This window comes from Butyrivibrio sp. CB08, assembly GCF_003625485.1.
In the GTDB taxonomy this organism is placed as follows: domain Bacteria; phylum Bacillota; class Clostridia; order Lachnospirales; family Lachnospiraceae; genus Butyrivibrio.
On sequence record NZ_RAIR01000001.1, the window covers coordinates 761,841 to 782,342 of the forward strand.

The 20,502-nt window shown below is 41.9% G+C and carries 18 protein-coding genes; 16 read left to right on the plus strand and 2 right to left on the minus strand.

The window, feature by feature from the left end; all coding sequences use genetic code 11:
• Positions 1-3 precede the first annotated feature (3 nt).
• The 11 genes from D6855_RS03365 to D6855_RS03415 all read left to right on the plus strand — a co-directional run bounded on the left by D6855_RS03365 (position 4) and on the right by D6855_RS03415 (position 11,295).
• Positions 4-519, plus strand: coding sequence for a 4Fe-4S dicluster domain-containing protein (locus D6855_RS03365; protein WP_120738000.1), 516 nt, complete (start codon positions 4-6; stop codon positions 517-519).
• Complete coding sequence (gene hypF, locus D6855_RS03370; RefSeq protein ID WP_120738002.1) at positions 516-2,864, plus strand: carbamoyltransferase HypF; 2,349 nt, start codon at positions 516-518, stop codon at positions 2,862-2,864. Before D6855_RS03365 ends, hypF begins: the two co-directional genes overlap by 4 nt.
• Positions 2,865-2,868: 4 nt before the next feature.
• On the plus strand, positions 2,869-3,084 hold the full coding sequence (locus D6855_RS03375) for a HypC/HybG/HupF family hydrogenase formation chaperone (protein WP_120738004.1): 216 nt from the start codon (positions 2,869-2,871) through the stop codon (positions 3,082-3,084).
• A 3-nt stretch (positions 3,085-3,087) separates the two neighbouring features.
• A complete protein-coding gene (gene hypD / locus D6855_RS03380) occupies positions 3,088-4,131 on the plus strand; it encodes a hydrogenase formation protein HypD (RefSeq protein WP_120738007.1) in 1,044 nt (347 codons plus the stop codon).
• A 3-nt stretch (positions 4,132-4,134) separates the two neighbouring features.
• Positions 4,135-5,145, plus strand: coding sequence for a hydrogenase expression/formation protein HypE (hypE, locus tag D6855_RS03385; RefSeq protein WP_120738009.1), 1,011 nt, complete (start codon positions 4,135-4,137; stop codon positions 5,143-5,145).
• A 51-nt stretch (positions 5,146-5,196) separates the two neighbouring features.
• Positions 5,197-6,069 (plus strand): adaptor protein MecA, encoded by an 873-nt coding sequence (locus D6855_RS03390; protein WP_120738011.1) that lies wholly within the window; start codon positions 5,197-5,199, stop codon positions 6,067-6,069.
• A 77-nt stretch (positions 6,070-6,146) separates the two neighbouring features.
• A complete protein-coding gene (locus tag D6855_RS03395) occupies positions 6,147-6,854 on the plus strand; it encodes a pseudouridine synthase (protein WP_120738013.1) in 708 nt (235 codons plus the stop codon).
• Between the two features lie 15 nt (positions 6,855-6,869).
• Entirely contained in the window at positions 6,870-8,891 is a 2,022-nt protein-coding gene (ligA, locus tag D6855_RS03400; protein ID WP_120738015.1) for an NAD-dependent DNA ligase LigA, read from the plus strand.
• Positions 8,892-8,921: 30 nt separating this feature from the next.
• Positions 8,922-9,896: a homoserine O-acetyltransferase MetA gene (metA, locus tag D6855_RS03405; RefSeq protein WP_120738017.1), complete on the plus strand. Its 975-nt coding sequence runs from the start codon at positions 8,922-8,924 to the stop codon at positions 9,894-9,896.
• A 15-nt stretch (positions 9,897-9,911) separates the two neighbouring features.
• Complete coding sequence (locus tag D6855_RS03410) at positions 9,912-10,748, plus strand: polysaccharide deacetylase family protein (RefSeq protein WP_120738019.1); 837 nt, start codon at positions 9,912-9,914, stop codon at positions 10,746-10,748.
• A gap of 64 nt (positions 10,749-10,812) precedes the next feature.
• On the plus strand, positions 10,813-11,295 hold the full coding sequence (locus D6855_RS03415) for a hypothetical protein (protein ID WP_120738021.1): 483 nt from the start codon (positions 10,813-10,815) through the stop codon (positions 11,293-11,295).
• Between the two features lie 45 nt (positions 11,296-11,340).
• Here D6855_RS03415 and D6855_RS03420 read toward each other — a convergent pair whose 3' ends face one another.
• The gene (locus D6855_RS03420) at positions 11,341-15,603 is read right to left on the minus strand and encodes a 2-hydroxyacyl-CoA dehydratase (protein WP_120738023.1); all 4,263 of its coding nucleotides are present in this window, start codon (positions 15,601-15,603) and stop codon (positions 11,341-11,343) included.
• A gap of 188 nt (positions 15,604-15,791) precedes the next feature.
• Between D6855_RS03420 and D6855_RS03425 the strand changes: the two genes are divergently transcribed.
• From D6855_RS03425 to D6855_RS03435, 3 genes are read left to right on the plus strand one after another with little or no spacing between them, the layout of a single operon-like run.
• Entirely contained in the window at positions 15,792-16,652 is an 861-nt protein-coding gene (locus tag D6855_RS03425) for a hypothetical protein (protein ID WP_243111778.1), read from the plus strand.
• Between the two features lie 24 nt (positions 16,653-16,676).
• Positions 16,677-17,444 carry a hypothetical protein gene (locus D6855_RS03430; protein ID WP_120738027.1) on the plus strand — a complete coding sequence of 256 codons (768 nt, stop codon included), beginning with the start codon at positions 16,677-16,679 and terminating at the stop codon, positions 17,442-17,444.
• 6 nt (positions 17,445-17,450) lie between these two features.
• Entirely contained in the window at positions 17,451-17,867 is a 417-nt protein-coding gene (locus D6855_RS03435; RefSeq protein WP_120738029.1) for a hypothetical protein, read from the plus strand.
• A 56-nt stretch (positions 17,868-17,923) separates the two neighbouring features.
• Here the strand turns inward: D6855_RS03435 and rpmB are convergent, their stop codons facing one another.
• The gene (gene rpmB / locus D6855_RS03440; protein WP_120738031.1) at positions 17,924-18,109 is read right to left on the minus strand and encodes a 50S ribosomal protein L28; all 186 of its coding nucleotides are present in this window, start codon (positions 18,107-18,109) and stop codon (positions 17,924-17,926) included.
• A gap of 186 nt (positions 18,110-18,295) precedes the next feature.
• On the opposite strand from rpmB, the gene D6855_RS03445 reads away from it, so the two are divergent.
• Both D6855_RS03445 and D6855_RS03450 read left to right on the plus strand, forming a co-directional pair.
• Positions 18,296-18,658: an Asp23/Gls24 family envelope stress response protein gene (locus D6855_RS03445; RefSeq protein ID WP_120738033.1), complete on the plus strand. Its 363-nt coding sequence runs from the start codon at positions 18,296-18,298 to the stop codon at positions 18,656-18,658.
• A 30-nt stretch (positions 18,659-18,688) separates the two neighbouring features.
• Positions 18,689-20,464, plus strand: coding sequence for a DAK2 domain-containing protein (locus D6855_RS03450; protein ID WP_120738035.1), 1,776 nt, complete (start codon positions 18,689-18,691; stop codon positions 20,462-20,464).
• Positions 20,465-20,502 lie beyond the last annotated feature (38 nt).

Below are 20,502 nucleotides of genomic sequence, written 5' to 3' on the forward strand. Positions count from 1 at the left end.
AAGATGGCAATCGTAAGTTTTAATAAAACTGTATTACATAATCTTATTTCTAAGCCTAAGACAAGAAAGGCTGAAAAAGAGTATCCAGCTGGCACCAGGGGACACGTTGAGAACGATATGGACCTTTGCATTCTGTGCGGTCTTTGCTCTATCAAATGTCCTACACATGCCATTACTGTAGATAAAAATGAAAAAACCTGGTCAATCAGACCTATGAGCTGTATTCAGTGCAGATCCTGCGTTGATAACTGCCCTAAGAAGTCACTTTCAATGGGACTCAGGTTCCAGGAGCCAGGTACTGAGAAGATCACAAAGACCTTTAAGCAGTCAGAGAAGGCTATAGCTGCTCAGGAAGCACTTATGAAGGCAGCTAAAGAGCGTGCAGCAGCTGCAGCCGCAGCAAAGGCAGCCGCAGCAGCGCAGGGTGGTCAGGCAGCACCAGCAGCCGCACCTTCGCCTGCAGCACAGGCTCAGCCAACTCCTGCAGCACCTGCTAATCAGGATCAGAACAAGGAATGATAAAAGAAATAACGGTTAAAGGGGCGGTACAGGGTGTTGGTTATCGCCCCTTTATTGCTTGTATGGCAAAGGAATTCAATATTGCGGGATTTGTTAAGAACATGGGGGCTTTGGTTCAGATTCTTGCTATTGGTAAGGAATCTGATCTAAAAGCTTTTATTTCCTGCATTAATTCCAAGAAACCAGAAGGCGCCTTTATTTTATCTGTTAATGAAAAAGAGCTTCAGTCTATTCCATCTGAATATCAGAAGTATAGCCTGGATTTTTCCATAATCGACAGCAGTGAAATAGATCTTTCTTCTGATATCCCGGTGTTTTTGCCGGATATTGGTATATGTGATGACTGTAAGAGAGAACTGTTTGATAAGGATGACAGGAGATACAGGTATCCTCTTATCAGCTGCGCAATATGCGGTCCAAGAATGAGCATTTTAAATTCTCTTCCCTATGACAGGCAAACTACAACAATGGACAGCTTTTCAATGTGCCCATCCTGTCAGGCTGAATATGCACAAGGAAGACGAAGATATGCTCAGACTATTTCATGCCATGACTGTGGTCCACAGATGATACTGGATCATTGGTCTGTTTATGGAGAGGCTGTTCGGAAGAATAGAGACGAGGCTGTTGTCGAAGCTATAGACATCCTTAAAAATGGTGGAATTTTAGGCCTTAAAGGCGTTTCTGGTTATCAGCTTGTATGTAAACCAGAAAGAGAACCAGCAAGGCGTTTAAGGGCTATAAAGGGCAGAGAAAGCAAACCCTTTGCCATAATGTTTTCTGATATTGAAAGTGTTAGAGAATATGCATGTGTAAGTGATCTGGAAGAGGAACTTCTTGTTTCTTCAGGAAGACCAATAGTTCTTTTACAAAAGAAAAATGATCTTGACGATGAGGTTGTAAGAGGAAGCAGATATATTGGAGCTTTCCTTCCTTCTGCAGGAATTCACAGCCTTCTTACCAAAGAACTTGGGCCACTTATTGTGACTAGTGCCAATAAGTCCGATGAACCTATAATTATTGACGATAAGGACTTTGTCTTAGGATTTTTTAAAGATCATTCAGATAGAGAGTCCAATGTTGATGGAGTTCTTTTCCATGAGAGAAACATCAATATGCCTATGGATGACTCTGTAATGTTTGTTATCTCAAACAAATACGGAGAATATCCGCAGTTCATAAGAAGAAGCAGAGGTTATGTACCACTTCCAGTCATAATAGATAAGGCAGAGACAAGGCATGGGAATGTTGTATTTGCATTTGGCGGCGACTTAAAGAGTACCTTTGCTTTTGGACACAATGACAAGATACTGCCTTCCCAGTACATTGGTGATCTGGAAGATTACAGCTGCGCAGTAAATTACAAGGCGCTTACAGGGCAGTATAAAGACATATTCAAACAGGTACCATCATTATATGTATGTGATAAGCATCCATCCTATGTATCATCGCAAATGGCCAAAGATAAGGCTAAAGCTGATGGCATAGAGCTTATTTTTCTACAGCACCATTTTGCACACACCTACAGTGTAATGGCTGAAAACGGACTTGAAAGTGCAATCGGAGTATCCTTTGACGGAACTGGCTATGGGATTGACGGAGCTGTCTGGGGCGGCGAATTTACTTACTGTAACAAAGCTGAGGCAGCAAGGGCTGGTCATCTGTCATATGTCACTATGACAGGTGGAGATAATGCATCCAAAGATGCCAGGCTTATCAGCAAATGTTACCTTCATAAGGCTGCTGTGCAGGGGCTGATCTCAAAAGATAATTTACAGAGCTTTTCAGAAGATAAACTTCTTTTTGCGGCTCTTGATAACAAGGTTCAGACCTTTGAGTGCTCAAGCATGGGGCGTTTGTTTGATGCGATAAGTGCATTTCTTGGGATCTGTGATTACAATTCCTATGAGGGAGAATGTGCCATCAGGCTGGAAAATGCAGCATGGGAATTTGTAGAGACTAAACCTATTGGGCAGTACCCGGAATTTGATTTTGATATTAATATTACTAAAGAGGGATTTACCGCAGACCAGATAAAGCTCTTTTCCGAGATATATAATTGCGTAAATGGCGGTAATTACTCTGCCAAAGAGATAGCATATGGCTTTCATATGGCTGTTGTCAGACTTATCACTAAAGGCTGCGCCATGGCAAAAGAGAAGTACTTAGAAAATAAAGTATGCTTATCAGGCGGAGTGTTTAATAATAGACTCATACTATCCAAGGCTACAGAAGCTTTGATGGATATGGGCTTTGAAGTATTTTGGAATAAGGATGTTCCCCTGGGAGATGGCGGAATATCTGTTGGACAGGCTTACTATGGTCTGATGTTTGAAAAGGAATAAAGATATGTGTGTTGCAATACCAGGAACAGTAATTAAACTTGATGGAACCAAAGCCACTGTGGATTTTAGCGGTAATATCGTAAATGCTGAGGCGGGTCTTGTTAACGTCAAGATTGGCGATAAGGTTCTTGTACATGCCGGCTGTATCATTCAGACAATGGATGAAGATATGGCAAATGAAATGGAAGAGCTTTATAAAGAAATCGAGGATTTAGGCTGACAGATGAGTAATCCTGCGTTAGATAAGATAATTGAAGAACTGAAAAACTATGACGGCAGGGAAATCCGTCTAATGGAGGTCTGTGGTACCCACACGGCAGCTATTTCAGAAAACGGTATCCCATCCATGCTCTCAGATAAGATAAAGCTCATATCAGGGCCTGGATGTCCAGTCTGCGTGACTGTTACAGCTGTGATTGATACGCTTATCGAGCTTTCGCTGACTGAAAAAACCTGTGTTCTTACCTTTGGAGATCTTATAAGAGTTAAGGGAACTGACGGGTCCCTGGCTGATGCCAAGGCAAGAGGCGGCAATGTGAGAATGGTTTATTCTCCAATGGATTCCATTAAGCTTGCAAAGGACAATCCAGATACAAACTTTGTCTTTGCAGCTATCGGGTTTGAGACTACAACTCCTGTATACGCCCTGCTTATAGAAGAAGCCGAAAAGCTGAGACTTAAGAATATTAAGATCCTTACATCCCTTAAGACCATGCCAGAAGTTATCAGATGGGTTGTGAAAAATGCGGGTAATATCGATGGCTTTATCGCACCTGGTCATGTGGCTGCTGTTACTGGTGGAGGAATCTTTAATGATCTGTCAAAAGAGCTGGGAATCCCCTTTGTAGTTTCCGGATTTGAGGGTGAACAGCTCCTTATGACCATATATGCACTACTTAAGATGGCTGGGAAGGGTGGCTATAAAAACCTTTATAAATCAGCTGTTTCAGAGGAAGGCAATCTCTCTGCAAAAGAAAAGGTTGCAAAATACTTTGAAGTTTCTGACTCCTCATGGAGAGGAATGGGGAAGATACCTGGCTCTGGAATGGCACTTAAACCTGAGTACAGGCAATTCGATGCTGGCAGCTATGGTCTTGATGAAGATCATGAACCTGCTGGCTGCAGATGTGCAAGCGTTCTTGTTGGCGCTATAAGCCCTCATGAATGTCCATTATTTGGAAAAAAATGTACTCCAGATAATGCACATGGAGCCTGCATGGTATCAACAGAGGGCAGCTGCTATAACTACTTTATTTCCGGGAGATAAAAAATGAAGATAACCATGGCTCATGGAAGTGGCGGAGAGTCGACTTCCAGGCTTATTGAAGAAGTATTTTCCAAGTATTTTAATAATGAATACCTTTCTGAGCTTTCGGACTCTGCAGTAGTTCCGGGTGCTGGAAGGCTTGCCATAACCACAGACAGTTTTGTAGTAACTCCTGTTATTTTCCCAGGGGGAGATATCGGAAGACTTTCTGTTTGCGGAACGGTGAATGATCTTCTTATGAGCGGCGCTGTTCCCAAGTACATTACCTGTGGATGCATCCTTGAAGAAGGCCTTGATATGGAGATCCTTGATAAGGTCATTGCATCAATGGCTGAAACTGCAAGGGAAGCTGGCGTTGTAGTTGTAACAGGAGATACCAAGGTTGTTGAAAAGCATAGCGATGTTTCAGGTCTTATCATAAACACTTCAGGAGTAGGTTTTATCCCTGAAGGTATCGATGCGCCAGGTCCTTCACACTTAGAGGATGGTGATAAGATCATTGTTTCAGGTAATCTTGGAGATCACCACGCAGCAATTCTCGGTACCAGGATGGGAATTGAAAACGACATTATTTCTGATAATGCACCTCTTGTAGAGATGACAAGAAAGCTTATGGATAACGGACTTAGGGTCCATGCCATGAGAGATGTCACAAGAGGAGGCCTTGGCACAGTACTTAATGAATTTGCATCAGCATCAAAGTGCCAGATAGAGCTATCTGAAACAGATATTCCTGTTTCTCCTTCGGTTAAGGATTTTTGTGGAATCCTTGGTCTTAACCCTATCTATATGGGTAATGAAGGCAAAATGGTAATCTCTGTCCATAAAGATGACGCAGAGAAAGCTCTTTTGCTCATAAAAGAGTCTAAATACGGCGAAAATGCTACCGTTATTGGCGAGGTTAAAAAAGGCAAAGAATCTGCCGATAATATTAATGTCATCGTCAGGACTAAAATTGGCGGAAAGCGCGTGGTTGGGCCAATGTATGGCGAGGGACTTCCAAGAATCTGTTAATTGTGTTAACATATGGCAAGAAGGTACTTAGGGTAATTTTATAGGTGAAAAATGGAATTTAAGAGAATCAATAAAGATACAGTAACATGCATTATTACTGAAGATGATATGTTTGAACAGGGAATTAAACTCGAGGATCTCTTTGAGAAAAAGAAAGAGGCCATGGAGTTTTTGCACGATGTTATGAAGAAGGCTGAGGAAGAAGTTGATTACAAGCCAACTGGTTCTTTTACACCTCTTCAGATAACAGTTCTTCCTGATCATTCAGTTTCACTTACTCTTTCAGAGAATGCATCAGCTTCTTTTAACGAGATACTTAAAAACCTTACAGACAAAGCTGGAATCAAGCTTCCCAAGCAGGTCCTTGAAGATATCGGGGATACTGTTGATGAGGAGCGCCTCAACAGGCTCAATGAGTATTTAAAGAGCCTTAAACAGATCACCAACTCTGTCAAGAATATGATCGAAGAGAACGATATTATCAAGAACGATTCCGACAAGGTTTCTCTTAATAATAACGCTACAGTAGAGAGTGCAGCCAAGCTTTCAGACAAGCTCACAAACAAGACATCAAGGAAAAAGGAAGAAGCTGCTAAGGACAAAGACCTTCAAAGGCTCAAGTTCCACGAATATGTATTTACATTTAAGGACCTTCAGACCGTTACAAGGTTCTGTGCAAGGGTTCCCGGGAATGTGAACATTGAGAGCTCTTTATACAAGAACAGTGCTGATGGCCTATACTATCTCGATCTTAAGAGAAAGAGCGAGGATCCCAAGGTATTTGCATCTCTCTTCACCATGGCTTATGAGTTTGGACACTTCCAGGCCAGCAACCTGTACGTAATCTCACATATCAAAGAGAATTATGACTGCCTTATAAGTGGCAGAGCAATTGAAGAATTGTCATCCCTTTCTATGAAGTGATTAGTTTTGTCATTCTAGGAACGGTCCAGTTATCTAGGCCGTTCCTTTTCTTTATAATGTTTATACAGGTAGGAGCTATGCGACTTAACAAATTTATCTCATCCTGCGGCATCTGCTCCAGGAGAGAAGCTGACAAGTTAATAGCAAGTGGACGCATAACGGTCAATGGGCAGATACCTGGACCCGGAGATGATGTAGGCGATGGGGACAAGGTCTTTTTGGATGGAAAAGAGATTGTTCCTAAGGAAAGTCATTCGTACTACGCCTACTACAAACCGGTAGGAACTGTCTGTACCAAGGACGACCCCCATGCTGAGAGGACCATCTACGATGACCTTGAAGAAAAAGGATCTCTTACCTATGCTGGGCGTCTTGATAAGGATTCCGAAGGGCTTCTTATCATCACCGACGATGGCGCACTTATAGATGCCATGATGAGAGGCAAGAATGCCCATGAAAAAGAGTACGAAGTCACTGTAGACAGGGATATCAGTAAGACATTTCTTTCAGAGATGGGGAGCGGTGTTTATCTGGAAGAGCTTGAGACTACTACAAGGCCCTGCGAGATATGGGCTACAGGAAAAAGGTCTTTTAACATTGTTCTGACACAGGGCCTAAACAGGCAGATAAGGCGTATGTGTGCGCAGCTTGGCTACGAAGTAATGACCCTTAAAAGGATCAGAGTCATGTGCGTTGAACTTAAAGATTTTGATATAAAACCTGGGGAATTCGTCAGCTTGTCTGACGAAGTGGTTAATAAACTATATCAGGAAACTGGTATTTGATTGGGGAGATTTTAAATGGCAACTGAAGAGATCAAAAAAGAGTATCTTGAACTGGTTGAGACAATAAGGCACCACATGGACCTTTATTACAATCAGGATACTCCTGAAATATCTGATTTTGAGTATGATCAGCTCATGCAGCGCTTAAAGGCTATAGAGAGGGACAATCCTGAGATCGCTCTCAAAGATTCTCCAAGCCAGGTGGTTGGCGGAACAGCCAAGCGCGAAGCCGGGGTAAAGATTACTCACAACGTTCCGATGCTTTCTATTGAGGATGTTTTTAATGTGGATGACGTAAGAGCTTTTGTTAACAGAGTCCACGTTAGGCACCCTGATGCAAAATTCTCCGTTGAACAGAAGATCGATGGTCTTTCATTAACCCTTAGATACAATAAAAATGAATCCGATGGAAAACTCCACCTCACCCTTGCTGAGACAAGAGGAGATGGTCTTATTGGCGAGGATGTAACAGCCAATGCGCTCGTAATTCCTGATGTTCAGAAGGTCATTGATCTTCCTTATGAGTACCTGGAGCTTAGGGGCGAAGTATATATGTCCCACGACTCTTTTGAAGCGTACAATGCTCTTATGGAGAAGGAGGGAAAAAAGCTTGCGGCTAATCCAAGAAACCTTGCTGCAGGTACACTTCGTCAGCTTGATCCGGAGATCACAAGAAGTCGCGGCCTTAAGATGTTCGTGTTTAACGTTCAGGATGGTCCAGAGGAACTTAAGGATTCTCACTGCAAGGCCATGGATCTTCTTTCGGAAAATGGCGTTAAGACAGTATTTCACAAACAGTGTGAGAATGCTGATGAGGTTATAGCTGCCATTGAACAGATCGGAGAGATGCGTCAGGACCTTGAATTTGACCTGGACGGAGCGGTAGTAAAGGTAGATAACACAAATTGGAGAGACGATTTCCCTGCTGGCAGCAAGTACTCAAGTGGCCATATCGCTTACAAGTACCCACCTGAGGAATGCGTAGTTGAGATGGACGAGATCCTGGTGGATGTCGGAAGAACTGGTAAGCTGACATTTACAGGGAGCTTTCATGATCCAAATACCGGTAAGCCAGCAAGACTTTGCGGTACTAGTGTATCAAGAGCCACACTTCACAATCAGGACTATATCACTGATATGAAGATTGGTGTTGGCGGTCATTATAAGCTCTTTAAGAGTGGTGAGATCATTCCTAAGCTAAATGGTTGCGTAAAAGAGCCTTTGGAGGTATATAAGGCTCCTGAAAAATGCCCTGTTTGCGGTGGTCATCTTGTAAGAGAAGCTGATACGGCAGATATAAGATGTATCAATCCTACATGTCCTGCCCAGATTACAAGAACAATTGCATACTTTGCTTCAAGAGATGCAATGAATATCATGGGCCTTGGTGATACACTTGTAGAAGCACTGGTTGGTGAGGGATATCTTCACAGCTACGTTGATATCTATCATCTAAAAGAACATCGCGATGAACTTATTGAAAAGGGCATCGTGGGAAAAGAAAAGAATACGGATAAGCTCCTTGCTGAGATAGAAAAATCTAAGGAAAATGATCCTGTAAGACTCCTTACTGGTCTTGCCATCAGAAATGTTGGTAAGTCTACAGCAAGAGAGATAATGAAACATTTTGATGAGCTTACAGATCTAACCAGAGTTACCAGAGATGGATTTTTACAGATTCCAGATATTGGCGAAACAACAGCTGATGATCTTTATGAATTCTTCCACGATGAAGTTAGCTTACGTATATTGGATGAGATGAAAGCTCTTGGACTTAACATGAAAGCCAAAGAGGTAGAAGGTGCTTCAGATAAGCTTTCAGGTATGACTATTGTAGTTACAGGAACGCTTCCAACGCTGGGCAGAAAAGAAGCGGAAGAGCTCATTGTGAAAAACGGAGGAAAGGCTTCAGGAAGCGTTTCCAAGAAGACTAGCCTTGTTCTTGCTGGAGAAGCTGCAGGCAGTAAACTTACTAAGGCCAATGAACTTGGAATAAAGGTTATTGACGAACAGACATTTCTTGATATGCTTAAATAAACATAATTACTAGACTGGAGATGAAAAAAGATGCCTATCAAAGTACAGAATGACCTGCCGGTCAGGGATATCTTAGAAAAAGAAAACATATTTGTAGTTGATGAGAACAGGGCTATGCATCAGGATATCAGATCACTTCAGATCTGTATCTTAAATCTGATGCCGCTTAAGGAGGATACTGAGCTTCAGCTTCTAAGGTCCATGTCAAATACACCTCTTCAGATCGATGTTTCCTTTATGCAGATGAGTTCACACCATTCTGCAAATACATCTCCCAACCATTTGAACAGGTTCTACAACACCTTTGATGAGCTTAAAGAGAATACCTATGACGGCCTTATCATTACAGGAGCTCCAGTTGAACAGATGGAGTTTACTGAGGTTGATTACTGGGATGAGCTTTGCAGGGTCTTTGAGTGGTCCAAGACAAATGTTACATCTACATTCCATATTTGCTGGGGAGCCCAGGCAGGAATCTATTATCATTACGGCATAGATAAAGAGCCTCTTTCTGCTAAGAGATTTGGTATATACCAGCACAGGGTTAAAAACAGGAAGGTTCCTCTGGTTAGGGGCTTTGATGATGTTTTCCTGATGCCTCATTCAAGACATACAGAGACTCCTGCTGACAAGATTCACGCCTGTGAGGATCTTGTTGTTCTTGCTGAATCTGATATCGCTGGTGTATTTCTTTGCATGAACAAGTCTGGCAGCCAGATCTTTGTCATGGGACATGCTGAATATGACAGACTTACACTTGATACTGAATACAAGAGAGATCTCTCCAAGGGTCTTCAGATAGATATACCCATCAACTATTACCCGGATGATGATCCTAACAATAAACCGGATCTTGTCTGGAGAGGACATGCCAACAATCTCTATTCCAACTGGCTAAACTACTACGTTTACCAGAACACCCCATACAAGTGGGGGCAGATCCTGGATGCGGAAAAGAGAGGAATGGCACATAAAGACCTTACCCAGAAAGTTGATCTTTCATAAGAGAAAGGAGTTTATATGGCCAAGTCACATAAGCTTCGAAATATCTATACCACCTTTCCGGAGGGCAGACATAAAGTACTGACCCTTAGCTATGATGATGGCAAGATCCCAGACAGGAGACTTGTTGAGATCTTTAATGATCATGGGCTAAAGGGAACATTTAATATCAATTCCGGCCTTGAAAAGCGTAAGTTCAAAAATGACTATGACGAACGGATCCCTTCTTCAGAGTACAAAAAGCTCTATAAGGGGCATGAGGTTGCAAGTCACACAGTTCTCCATCCAACTATAGCAAGGACTCCTAAGGAGCAGATGATCAGACAGATCATTGAGGACAGAAGAGCACTTGAAGAGGTTATGGGATATACAGTAAGAGGCTTTGCTTATCCTAATGGATCTGTCAGCGAAGATGTAAGGGATGCACTTAAAGCCTGTGGAATAAGACATGCAAGAACTGTGGTTTCAACAAGAAGCTACGACATGCCAAATGACTATCTTACATGGAATCCGACATGTCACCATGGTGATCCTGCTTTTGAAGACCTGTACAAGGACTTTATCAAGGTTCACAAGAGACAATACCTGTATATGCTCTATGTATGGGGACACAGCTACGAGTTTGAAAAAGAAGACAACTGGAACATAATCGAAAAGTTTTCTAAAAAAATTGAAAACAAGTCAGATATCTGGTATGCAACCAACATAGAGATCGTTGATTATATGGACAGGGCAGAGCGCCTGCAAGTCTCTGTTAATGGGGATTTTGCTTACAATCCAAGTGCTGAAAGTGTATGGGTTGAAGTCGATAAGAAAATAATTGAGCTTAAAGGCGGAGCTTCCACAGAGTTGTAATTTTCTTTTTAATAAGTTAAAATATATATGTTAAGTCGTTAACTTTTCAAAAGGAGAATTGCTTATGCCTCTTAATATTGAAAACGATGATGCAGCTGTAAAATCTGAAGAACGCGGCAAAAAACCTACCAAGAAAACCAAAGAAATGCTTGAAGAAAATTCAAAGCAGATCGAGGAACTTGAAGCTTCTCAGAAACAGCTTGAAGAGGAGCTTGCTGGCCTTTTGAAAGAAGAAGAGGCACTTGGGGACAAATCTGCGCTTAAGATGAAGGTTACTCACAAGAAGTATGGTGAGGGAACTGTTACCAGCCAGGATGGTAAATACATCGAGGTTAAGTTCTCTGATGTTGTAAAGAAGTTTGTTCTTCCTGGATGTATCGCAGATAAGTACCTTGAGGTCAATGATGATGCTATCCTTGATTACTACATTAAGTGTAACGAGATACATCAAAAGAAGATGGCTACAGAGCTCAAGATTAAATCTGCAACATATGCTATCCAGAGACATGAGGATGCCATTGACAGACTAAAAGCTAAATTAAAATAATGAAAATAAATAACTCCACTGCTTAATCAGCAGTGGAGTATTTTTTTATGCCAGTTTTTGTGGAGTTGCGTTTTCTTTTGCAACTTTCTTTTGAGCTGTAGAGAGCATGAGCTTGATTCTGTTAAGCTGGTTAACTTCTGAAGCTCCTGGATCGTAGTCGATAGCCACAATATTGCAGCCCGGATACATATGTCTCATCTGTTTGATTACACCCTTACCGACGACGTGGTTTGGAAGACATCCAAATGGCTGTGTACATACGATATTAGTAGCGCCTTCCTTGATAAGCTCAACCATTTCTCCTGTAAGGAACCAGCCTTCACCTGTCTGATTACCGATTGATACGATTGGCTCAGCGTATTTTACAAGCTCGTAGATACTTGTAGGTGGTTCAAAGTGAACACTCTTTTCAAAGGCCTTGCTTGCGCCGCTTCTAAGTCTTTCTATAGCCCAGATAGCAACTCTCATAAGAGCAGCTGTCTTCCTGGAGGTTCCAAGCTCTTTTGCCTTGTATATCTGGTTGTAGAAGCAGTAGAGCATAAAGTCTATGAGATCAGGAACAACAGCCTCAGCGCCTTCTGCTTCAAGGAGTTCAACCAGGTGGTTATTAGCAGCTGGAGCAAACTTAACCAGGATCTCGCCTACAACGCCAACTCTTGGCTTAACTACATCAGTTAACTCTATCTTATCAAAGTCCTCGATGATGTCTTTGCAGAGCTTTTGGAATCTTGCAAAGCTCAGGTGCTTGGATGTTACAAACTTCTTGGCTTCAAGAAGCCATTTCTGATGACATTCATCTACAGAGCCTTCTCTGGCTTCATATGGACGCATTCTGTATACACATCTCATGAACACGTCACCAAGAATAGCACCATAAGCAGCTCTTTCGATCATACCTAAATTGATATGGAAGCCTGGATTAGCTTCGAGTTTGGAAAGATTCAGTGATACAACAGGAATCTGCTCCATTCCGGCTTTTTTGAGAGCTCTTCTTATGAATCCAACATAGTTTGTAGCTCTGCATCCGCCACCAGTCTGAGACATGATGACAGCTGTTTTGTTAAGGTCGTACTTACCTGAGTGAAGCTCATCCATGATCTGACCAACTACCCACAAAGAAGGATAGCAGGCATCATTGTTAACATACTTAAGACCCATGTCTATGGCATGTCTGTTGTCGTTTTGCATTACAACGAAGTTGTATCCGCAAGACGCAAATGCAGGCTCTAAGATGTCGAAGTGAATTGGTGACATCTGAGGGCAGAGGATGGTGTAGTTCTTGCGCATATCCTCAGTGAACAGAACTCTGTTATTGGCAGATGATCTGATAGTCCTCTTCTGATTCTTTTGCTTACGGACTCTGATGGCTGCAAGAAGAGAACGAACTCTTATCCTAGCGCTTCCAAGGGAGTTAACTTCGTCTATCTTAAGGCAGGTATAGATCTTGTCTGAACCTGAAAGTATATCATTAACCTGATCAGTTGTTACAGCATCAAGACCGCATCCAAAGGAGTTGAGCTGGATAAGATCAAGATTTTCACGGCTTCTTACATAGCTTGCTGCAGCGTAGAGTCTTGAGTGGTACATCCACTGGTCTGATACGATAAGTGGTCTTTCAGGAGCTCCAAGGTGGGAGATGCTGTCCTCTGTAAGAACTGCAACGCCGTAGGAGCAGATCATATCAGGAATTCCATGGTTAATCTCAGGATCAACGTGATATGGACGGCCAGCAAGAACGATACCGTGCTTGCCATTTTCTTCCATCCACTTAAGGGTTTCTTCACCCTTTTGCTGAACATCTTTTCTGGCCCTTGCCATTTCATCCCAGCCGTCTTTAGCAGCCTTTATTACTTCCTCTGCAGGGATCTCGGAAAACTCTTTTACAAGAGAATCAGTTACTGTCTCAATACTTGTGAAAGCCATAAATGGGTTCCTGAGCTTCATCTTGCCTTCGGTAATGGCCTCAACATTGTTTTTGATATTCTCTGAATAGGATGTAACAATAGGGCAGTTATAATGGTTGGTTGCGCCATCTACCTCTTTTCTCTCATAGAAAAGACCTGGATAGAAGATGAAGTCAACCTTTTGGCCAATGAGCCATTCCACATGTCCGTGGGATATCTTGGCTGGATAACACTCTGATTCACTTGGAATTGATTCAATACCCATCTCATAGATCTGGTGAGTTGATCTTGGAGAAAGAACTACTCTGAATCCGAGATTGGTAAAGAATGTAAACCAGAATGGATAGTTTTCATAGAAATTGAGAACCCTTGGTATACCAACGGTACCTCTAGTTGCCTTGTCTGGATCAAGAGGCTCGTAGCCAAAGATTCTTTTGTACTTGTAATCAAAGAGGTTAGGAATGCCATCAGCATTCTTGACCTTACCAATACCGCGCTCGCACCTGTTTCCTGAAATGTGCTGACGACCGCCTGTGAACTTGTTGATGGTAAGTCTGCAGTGGTTGGTGCAGCCCTGACAGGTGGTCATGCTTGTTGAATATTTAAGGCTGTTTATCTGATCGATAGACAACATAGTAGTCTTGTAATCGTCTACTTCACTAAAGCGTTCACGGGCAATAAGAGCAGCTCCGAACGCGCCCATGATTCCTGCGATATCAGGGCGGATAGCTTCAGCACCTGAAATGATCTCAAAAGCCCTAAGGACTGCGTCATTATAGAAAGTTCCGCCCTGTACAACAATGTGATTACCAAGATCCTTGGCGTCAGAAACCTTGATAACCTTAAACAGAGCGTTTTTGATAACTGAGTAAGCAAGACCTGATGAGATATCAGCTACATCAGCTCCTTCCTTCTGGGCCTGCTTAACCCTGGAATTCATAAATACAGTACATCTTGTTCCAAGATCTACTGGAGATTTAGCGTAAAGAGCAACCTTGGCAAAATCCTGAACTGAGTAGTCAAGGGACTTGGCAAAGGTCTCAATAAAGGAGCCACATCCTGAAGAGCATGCTTCGTTAAGTTGAACGGAATCAACAGAATTGTTCTTGATATGGATGCACTTCATGTCCTGACCACCGATATCTAGAATACAGTCAACCTGTGGATCAAAGAATGCAGCTGCATTGTAGTGAGCAATTGTCTCAACTTCGCCGTCATCAAGTAAAAGAGCGGATTTAAGAAGAGCTTCACCATAACCTGTAGAGCATGATCTTGCGATTCTGACGCCTTCAGGCATCAGCTTGTATATCTCCTGAATAGAAGTAATGGCAGTCTTTAAAGGACTTCCGTTGTTACTTGAATAGAATGAATATAAAAGGTCTCCATCTTCGCTGATAAGCGCACACTTGGTTGTTGTGGAACCAGCATCGATTCCAAGGAAAGCATTGCCCTTATAATCATCAAGTTTTCTTGTTTTTACCCTGTAATTGTCCTGTCTGGATTTAAATGACCTGTATTCATCTTCATTTTTGAATAATGGATCAAGACGGGAAACTTCAGCTTCCATAACGATCTTGCTGGAGAGCTTACCAGTCATTTCCTCCATGCTGTATGAAACATCCTCATGAGCATTCATGGCAGAGCCAATAGCTGCAAAAAGATGAGAGTTATCAAGTTCTATTGTGTGCTCACTATCAAGGTTTAAAGTTCTTACAAATGAAGCCTTGAGCTGATCAAGGAAGTGAAGAGGACCACCAAGAAATGCTACGTGGCCTCTGATAGGCTTACCACATGCAAGGCCGGAAATAGTCTGGTTAACTACGGCCTGGAAAATAGATGCTGAAAGGTCTTCTTTTGTAGCACCTTCATTGATAAGCGGCTGAATATCTGACTTGGCAAATACACCGCATCTTGCGGCGATTGTGTAAAGAGAGTTGTAGTTTTTGGCATACTCATTAAGACCTGTGGCATCTGTCTGTAACAGAGAAGCCATCTGATCGATAAAAGAGCCTGTACCACCGGCACAGATACCGTTCATACGCTGCTCGACATTACCATCCTCAAAGTAGATGATCTTGGCATCCTCGCCGCCAAGCTCAATTGCGACATCTGTCTTGGGAGCAAGAGCCTTAAGAGATGTAGAAACAGCTACAACTTCCTGCTCAAATGGTACGCCAAGGTGTTTAGCAAGAGTAAGTCCACCAGAGCCTGTGATAACAGGGTGGAGAGTTACATTGCCACATTTACTCATGGCATCATTTAAAAGATCGGAGAGAGTCTCCTGAATATTAGCAAAATGTCTTCTATAGTCTGAAAAGACAATATTTCTGTCTTTGTCTAAAAGTGCAATCTTAACAGTTGTAGAACCAATGTCAATTCCAAGTGTAAAATCTTTTGAAATCATAAAAAACCTCTTCTTATTAATAACCGACAATCTCAATGATTATATAGCAGAGGGGTGAAAAAAGCAATTGGAATAGATTGCATAAAATGTTTACAATAAAAACAGCAGATGTTAAAATTTTAAAGTTAAATGACTAATAAAAATCATGAAAGCTGGACTGATCATATATGAATAACTTTTTAAATAACATGGAAAGAAAATTTGGCAAATATGCCATCAGAAATATCACAATCTACATCATCGGACTCTATATTCTTGGATATATAATCCAGTACGCACCATTCAGGACAAATATTACAAATTATCTGACTCTTGACCCATATCTTATCCTTCAAGGACAGATCTGGCGCTTGTTCACCTGGGTGCTTATACCACCAAGAGCCCTTAGTATCTGGATCTTCTTTACACTTTACCTGTATTATTTCATGGGTACTACCATGGAGAGGACCATTGGAACCTTTAGATACAATGTGTTCATCTTTGGCGGAATGCTGTTTATGATCCTTTCAGCCTTCCTTACATATTTTGTGTATTACCTTATAACTGGCGGCAATCAGGAGCTTCTTGCAGGTATTATGTACGCACTTTCCGGCGTATTTTCTACCTATTATATTCAGGAAGCGGTATTCCTTATCTTTGCCATCTGTTATCCAGACATACAGCTGCTTTTGATGTTCATTATCCCTGTTAAGGTTAAATATCTTGGAATCCTGTATGCAGCGATGCTGGCATTTTCAGCTATCTACGACGGACTTATCGGCAGGAACTATGCGGTATTCTTCGCTGTATTCTTCCAGTTTGTAAACCTGTTCCTTTTCTACCTTTCAACAGGAAGACTTCATCACCTTAAGCCAAAGGAAGTAAAGAGAAGGCAGGAGTTTAAGCAAAACGCCAGGGTGATGCCAAAGGGTCTTACAAGACATAAATGCGCCGTATGTGGACGTACAGAAGAGACCAATCCAGAGCTGGAATTCAGATTCTGCTCAAAGTGCAACGGCAATTACGAATACTGCCAGGACCACTTATTTACTCACCAGCACGTAAAATAATCATAGAAAAGAGATAATACTTAAATGGGCAATATAGATAATAAGGAAAAAGAGTTTGCGGAAACCTTAAAATATGTCACAAGAACCGCAAGAGAAAATAAGAACACTATCTCAAAAGAGCAGATTGATCTGGCTTTTGCAGAGCTTGACCTTGATGAGAAGCAGCTTTCAATGGTATATGAATACCTTAAGAGCCACAAGATCGGCATCGATGAAGCGGCTGATCTGTCTGATTTTGATGAGGAGCTTAGCGACGAGGAGCGAAACTACCTTCAGGACTATATAGAGAGCCTTGATGCATTAAATAAGCTCTCAGATGGTGAGCTTGAGGCTGTTCAGATGTCAGCGATCGCAGGAGATAAGGACGCTCAGCAAAAGCTTATTGAGAACTACCTTCCACTTGTTGTAGATGTGGCAAGGATGTACTCAGAACAGGGCGTTTTCATTGAGGATCTTATTGGAGAGGGCAATGTTGCACTCACAAGAGGCGTTACAATGCTTGATGCTGTTGGCGAACCCAAAGAGGTTGAAGGTTTTCTTTACAAGCTGATGCTTGATGCAATGGAAGCTATTATCCAGGACAACCTTTCAGAGGACGCTGGCATGCAGAAGGTTGTAACTCTTGTAAACGAAGTGGCAGACAAGGCAAAAGAGCTCTCAGAGGACCTCAGAAGAAAGGTCACAGTTGAAGAGCTTATGGAAGAGACTGGATGGGAAGAAGACAAGATCAGAGATGCCATCAAGTTCTCAGGAGACAACATCGAAGATATCGACAGCGGAGACCAGAAATAATCAGTTATGAACAATATTGTTAATGAGAATGACTTTAAATACTACATGCAGGATATCGAGAGATACTATTTTGGAGCTCGCTACAGTTATAGCGAGCTTTTAAATAATGAAATGGTCCCATTTAAATACAAGACCATCATTACCAAGTATCTTAAGGATGAAGTTGACTATGAAACAACTTTGGAATCCCATTTTTATCATATGAACAATGAGGGATTTGATTACAAGATATATAAACAGCTCAGGGCCAGAGTCAGAGCCAGCCAGTACAAAGACCCTGCAAAGAGGGAGAAGGGCTTTAAAGAAAAGATATACACTATTGAGCAGTTATCAAGGATAAGCCCCAAGGAAAAAGAGAGCCTTGGAATTATAATAAGAGAGCTTATAATTTCAAAGCTTGCCATGTTTGGATTTTCTGCATAAAAAAATCACCTGGAAAACCAGGTGATTTATTTTTGTTATCTTAGTCTGGTAGGAGATTAAGCTCTCTCTACTTTGTTAGATCTAAGGCAGCTTGAGCAAACATTCATTCTCTGTGTGTTTCCGTTAATCTTAACAGCAACATGCTGAACGTTAGACTTCCAAACTCTGTTAGATCTTCTATGAGAATGGCTTACGTTGTTACCGAAATGAACGCCCTTGCCACAAATTTCACATTTAGCCATTTTGACACCTCCTTATAAGCCATGTTGATTCCTATAGCAATTTCGCGCAGAATTATCCGCAACATTGATATATTAGCAAAAAACATTTTGGATTGCAAGTAAAATATAAAAAATAATGGATTTTTTTGAGCCCTTCTATTATAATTCAATGTGGTATGCAAAAACACCGCATTAAGGAGGACATATATGAAGGCTTCAGTAGTTAATACTCACATGGGAAATATTTCCATTGATAATGAAGTTATTGCCCAATATGCTGGCGCAGTTGCCATGGAGTGCTTTGGCATCGTTGGTATGGCCAATGTCAATGTTAAGGACGGACTTGTAAGCTTACTTAAGCTTGATTCCATGACAAGAGGTATCAACGTAACTCTTGATGAGAACAACAAGCTTAAACTTGACTTCCATGTTATAGTATCATACGGCGTAAGCATCTCTGCTGTTTCTGAGAATCTTATCGATACTGTTAAATATAAGGTAGAAGAGTTTACAGGACTTGAGATAGAGAAGATCAATATTTATGTAGAAGGCGTTCGCGTCATCGACTAAGCAGACAGATGGTTTATGGAGGATATTGTTTTGAGTAATAATGCTATTGACGCGAAGATGCTCTCTAAGATGTTCCTTAGTGGAGCTAAGAATCTTGACGCAAAGAAAGAGTGGATAAACGAACTTAATGTATTCCCTGTTCCTGACGGAGATACAGGTACAAACATGACTATGACAATCATGTCTGCTGCCAAGGAAGTACAGGGACTTTCAGATTCTTCTAATATGGAAGCTATCTGTAAGGCAATCTCATCAGGATCCCTTCGCGGAGCAAGAGGTAACTCCGGTGTTATCTTATCCCAGCTCCTTAGAGGATTCACCAAGGTGGTTAAACAGCACGATGAGCTTACAGTTAATGTTCTTGCAGAGTCCTTTGAGAAGGCTGTAGAGACAGCTTATAAGGCTGTTATGAAGCCCAAGGAAGGTACAATCCTTACAGTTGCCAAGGGAGCCAGCGAGAAGGCTCATGAGCTTGCTGTTGAGGGCTGCGATGATATCGAGACATTCTGCAGAGGAGTCATCGAATACGCTGATGAGGTTCTTAGCAAGACTCCTGATATGCTTCCTGTTCTTAAGCAGGCTGGCGTTGTAGATTCAGGTGGACAGGGCCTTGTCCAGGTTATGAAGGGTGCCCTTGACGGATATCTTGGAAAAGAGATCGATGTAACAATTCCTGATGAGTCTGCTAAGCCATCTAAGACTGCTGAGAAGGCTCAGAGCACAGAGGACATCAAGTTTGGATATTGTACTGAGTTTATCGTACTTCTCAACAAGCCTCTCAATGTTAAGCAGGAAATAGATTTCAAGGGATTCCTTGAGTCAATTGGTGACAGTATCGTAATGGTAGCAGATGACGAGATCTGCAAGGTACATGTTCACTCCAATGACCCTGGTCTTGCAATTCAGAGAGCTTTAATGTATGGCCAGCTCTCTAATATGAAGATTGACAATATGTGGATGGAGCACAGAGAGAAGCTCTTCCATGAAAATAACGACGGTTCCTGGTCAGAGATCCAGACAGAAGTTAACGGAGCTGCAGAGATGACTCCTACATATTCTGCTGGTGATGATATTCCTCTTGGAGACAAGGTTTCTACAGAACCTGTAAAAGAGGAAGTTCCAGAAGGACCAAGAAAAGAAGTGGGATTTGTAACAGTTTGCGCTGGTTCAGGTCTTGCAGAGATCTTCAGAGGTCTCGGCGTAGACTATGTAATTGAGGGCGGACAGACCATGAATCCAAGTACAGCAGATATCCTTGATGCAGTAGACAAGGTTAATGCTGACACAGTAATTGTTCTTCCTAATAACAAGAACATCATTCTTGCAGCTAATCAGGCAGCTATCATGTCTGAGGATTCAGATGACGGCAAGAAGATAGTAGTTGTTCCAAGTAAGACAGTACCTCAGGGTATCACAGCTATTATCAACTATGTGCCAGATGTTGCACTTGATGACAATATAAGCGCAATGAATGATTCTCTTTCAACTGTTTCTACCGGTGAAGTTACCTACGCAGTTAGAGATACTGTTATTGATGATGTCACCATCAAGCAGGGCGACTATATGGGAATTGGCGATTCTGGAATCCTTGGAGTAGGCTCAGATATCGCAGATGTAACCTTTGATATGCTTGAGAAGATGATGAACGAGGATAAAGAGCTTATCAGCGTTTACTTCGGTGACGAGGTTAAAGAAGATGATGCTAATGCCCTCAGGGATCGCATTTCTTCAAGATTCCCAGACTGTGATGTTGAGCTTCAGTTTGGTGGTCAGCCTATTTATTACTATATTGTATCTGCTGAATAATAATTATAAGCCGGGCATTTTGTCCGGCTTATTTTGCC

Excerpts from the sequence above, each read along its gene's own strand:
- D6855_RS03430 (WP_120738027.1), top strand. The coding sequence starts at position 16,677 with ATGGGCAATATAGATAATAAGGAAAAAGAGTTTGCGGAAACCTTAAAA.
- D6855_RS03445 (WP_120738033.1), top strand. The coding sequence starts at position 18,296 with ATGAAGGCTTCAGTAGTTAATACTCACATGGGAAATATTTCCATTGAT.
- metA (WP_120738017.1), top strand. The coding sequence starts at position 8,922 with ATGCCTATCAAAGTACAGAATGACCTGCCGGTCAGGGATATCTTAGAA.
- D6855_RS03435 (WP_120738029.1), top strand. The coding sequence starts at position 17,451 with ATGAACAATATTGTTAATGAGAATGACTTTAAATACTACATGCAGGAT.
- D6855_RS03395 (WP_120738013.1), top strand. The coding sequence starts at position 6,147 with ATGCGACTTAACAAATTTATCTCATCCTGCGGCATCTGCTCCAGGAGA.
- D6855_RS03415 (WP_120738021.1), top strand. The coding sequence starts at position 10,813 with ATGCCTCTTAATATTGAAAACGATGATGCAGCTGTAAAATCTGAAGAA.
- D6855_RS03410 (WP_120738019.1), top strand. The coding sequence starts at position 9,912 with ATGGCCAAGTCACATAAGCTTCGAAATATCTATACCACCTTTCCGGAG.
- hypD (WP_120738007.1), top strand. The coding sequence starts at position 3,088 with ATGAGTAATCCTGCGTTAGATAAGATAATTGAAGAACTGAAAAACTAT.
- D6855_RS03390 (WP_120738011.1), top strand. The coding sequence starts at position 5,197 with ATGGAATTTAAGAGAATCAATAAAGATACAGTAACATGCATTATTACT.
- rpmB (WP_120738031.1), bottom strand. The coding sequence starts at position 18,109 with ATGGCTAAATGTGAAATTTGTGGCAAGGGCGTTCATTTCGGTAACAAC.
- D6855_RS03420 (WP_120738023.1), bottom strand. The coding sequence starts at position 15,603 with ATGATTTCAAAAGATTTTACACTTGGAATTGACATTGGTTCTACAACT.
- D6855_RS03425 (WP_243111778.1), top strand. The coding sequence starts at position 15,792 with ATGGAAAGAAAATTTGGCAAATATGCCATCAGAAATATCACAATCTAC.
- hypF (WP_120738002.1), top strand. The coding sequence starts at position 516 with ATGATAAAAGAAATAACGGTTAAAGGGGCGGTACAGGGTGTTGGTTAT.
- hypE (WP_120738009.1), top strand. The coding sequence starts at position 4,135 with ATGAAGATAACCATGGCTCATGGAAGTGGCGGAGAGTCGACTTCCAGG.
- D6855_RS03365 (WP_120738000.1), top strand. The coding sequence starts at position 4 with ATGGCAATCGTAAGTTTTAATAAAACTGTATTACATAATCTTATTTCT.
- ligA (WP_120738015.1), top strand. The coding sequence starts at position 6,870 with ATGGCAACTGAAGAGATCAAAAAAGAGTATCTTGAACTGGTTGAGACA.
- D6855_RS03375 (WP_120738004.1), top strand. The coding sequence starts at position 2,869 with ATGTGTGTTGCAATACCAGGAACAGTAATTAAACTTGATGGAACCAAA.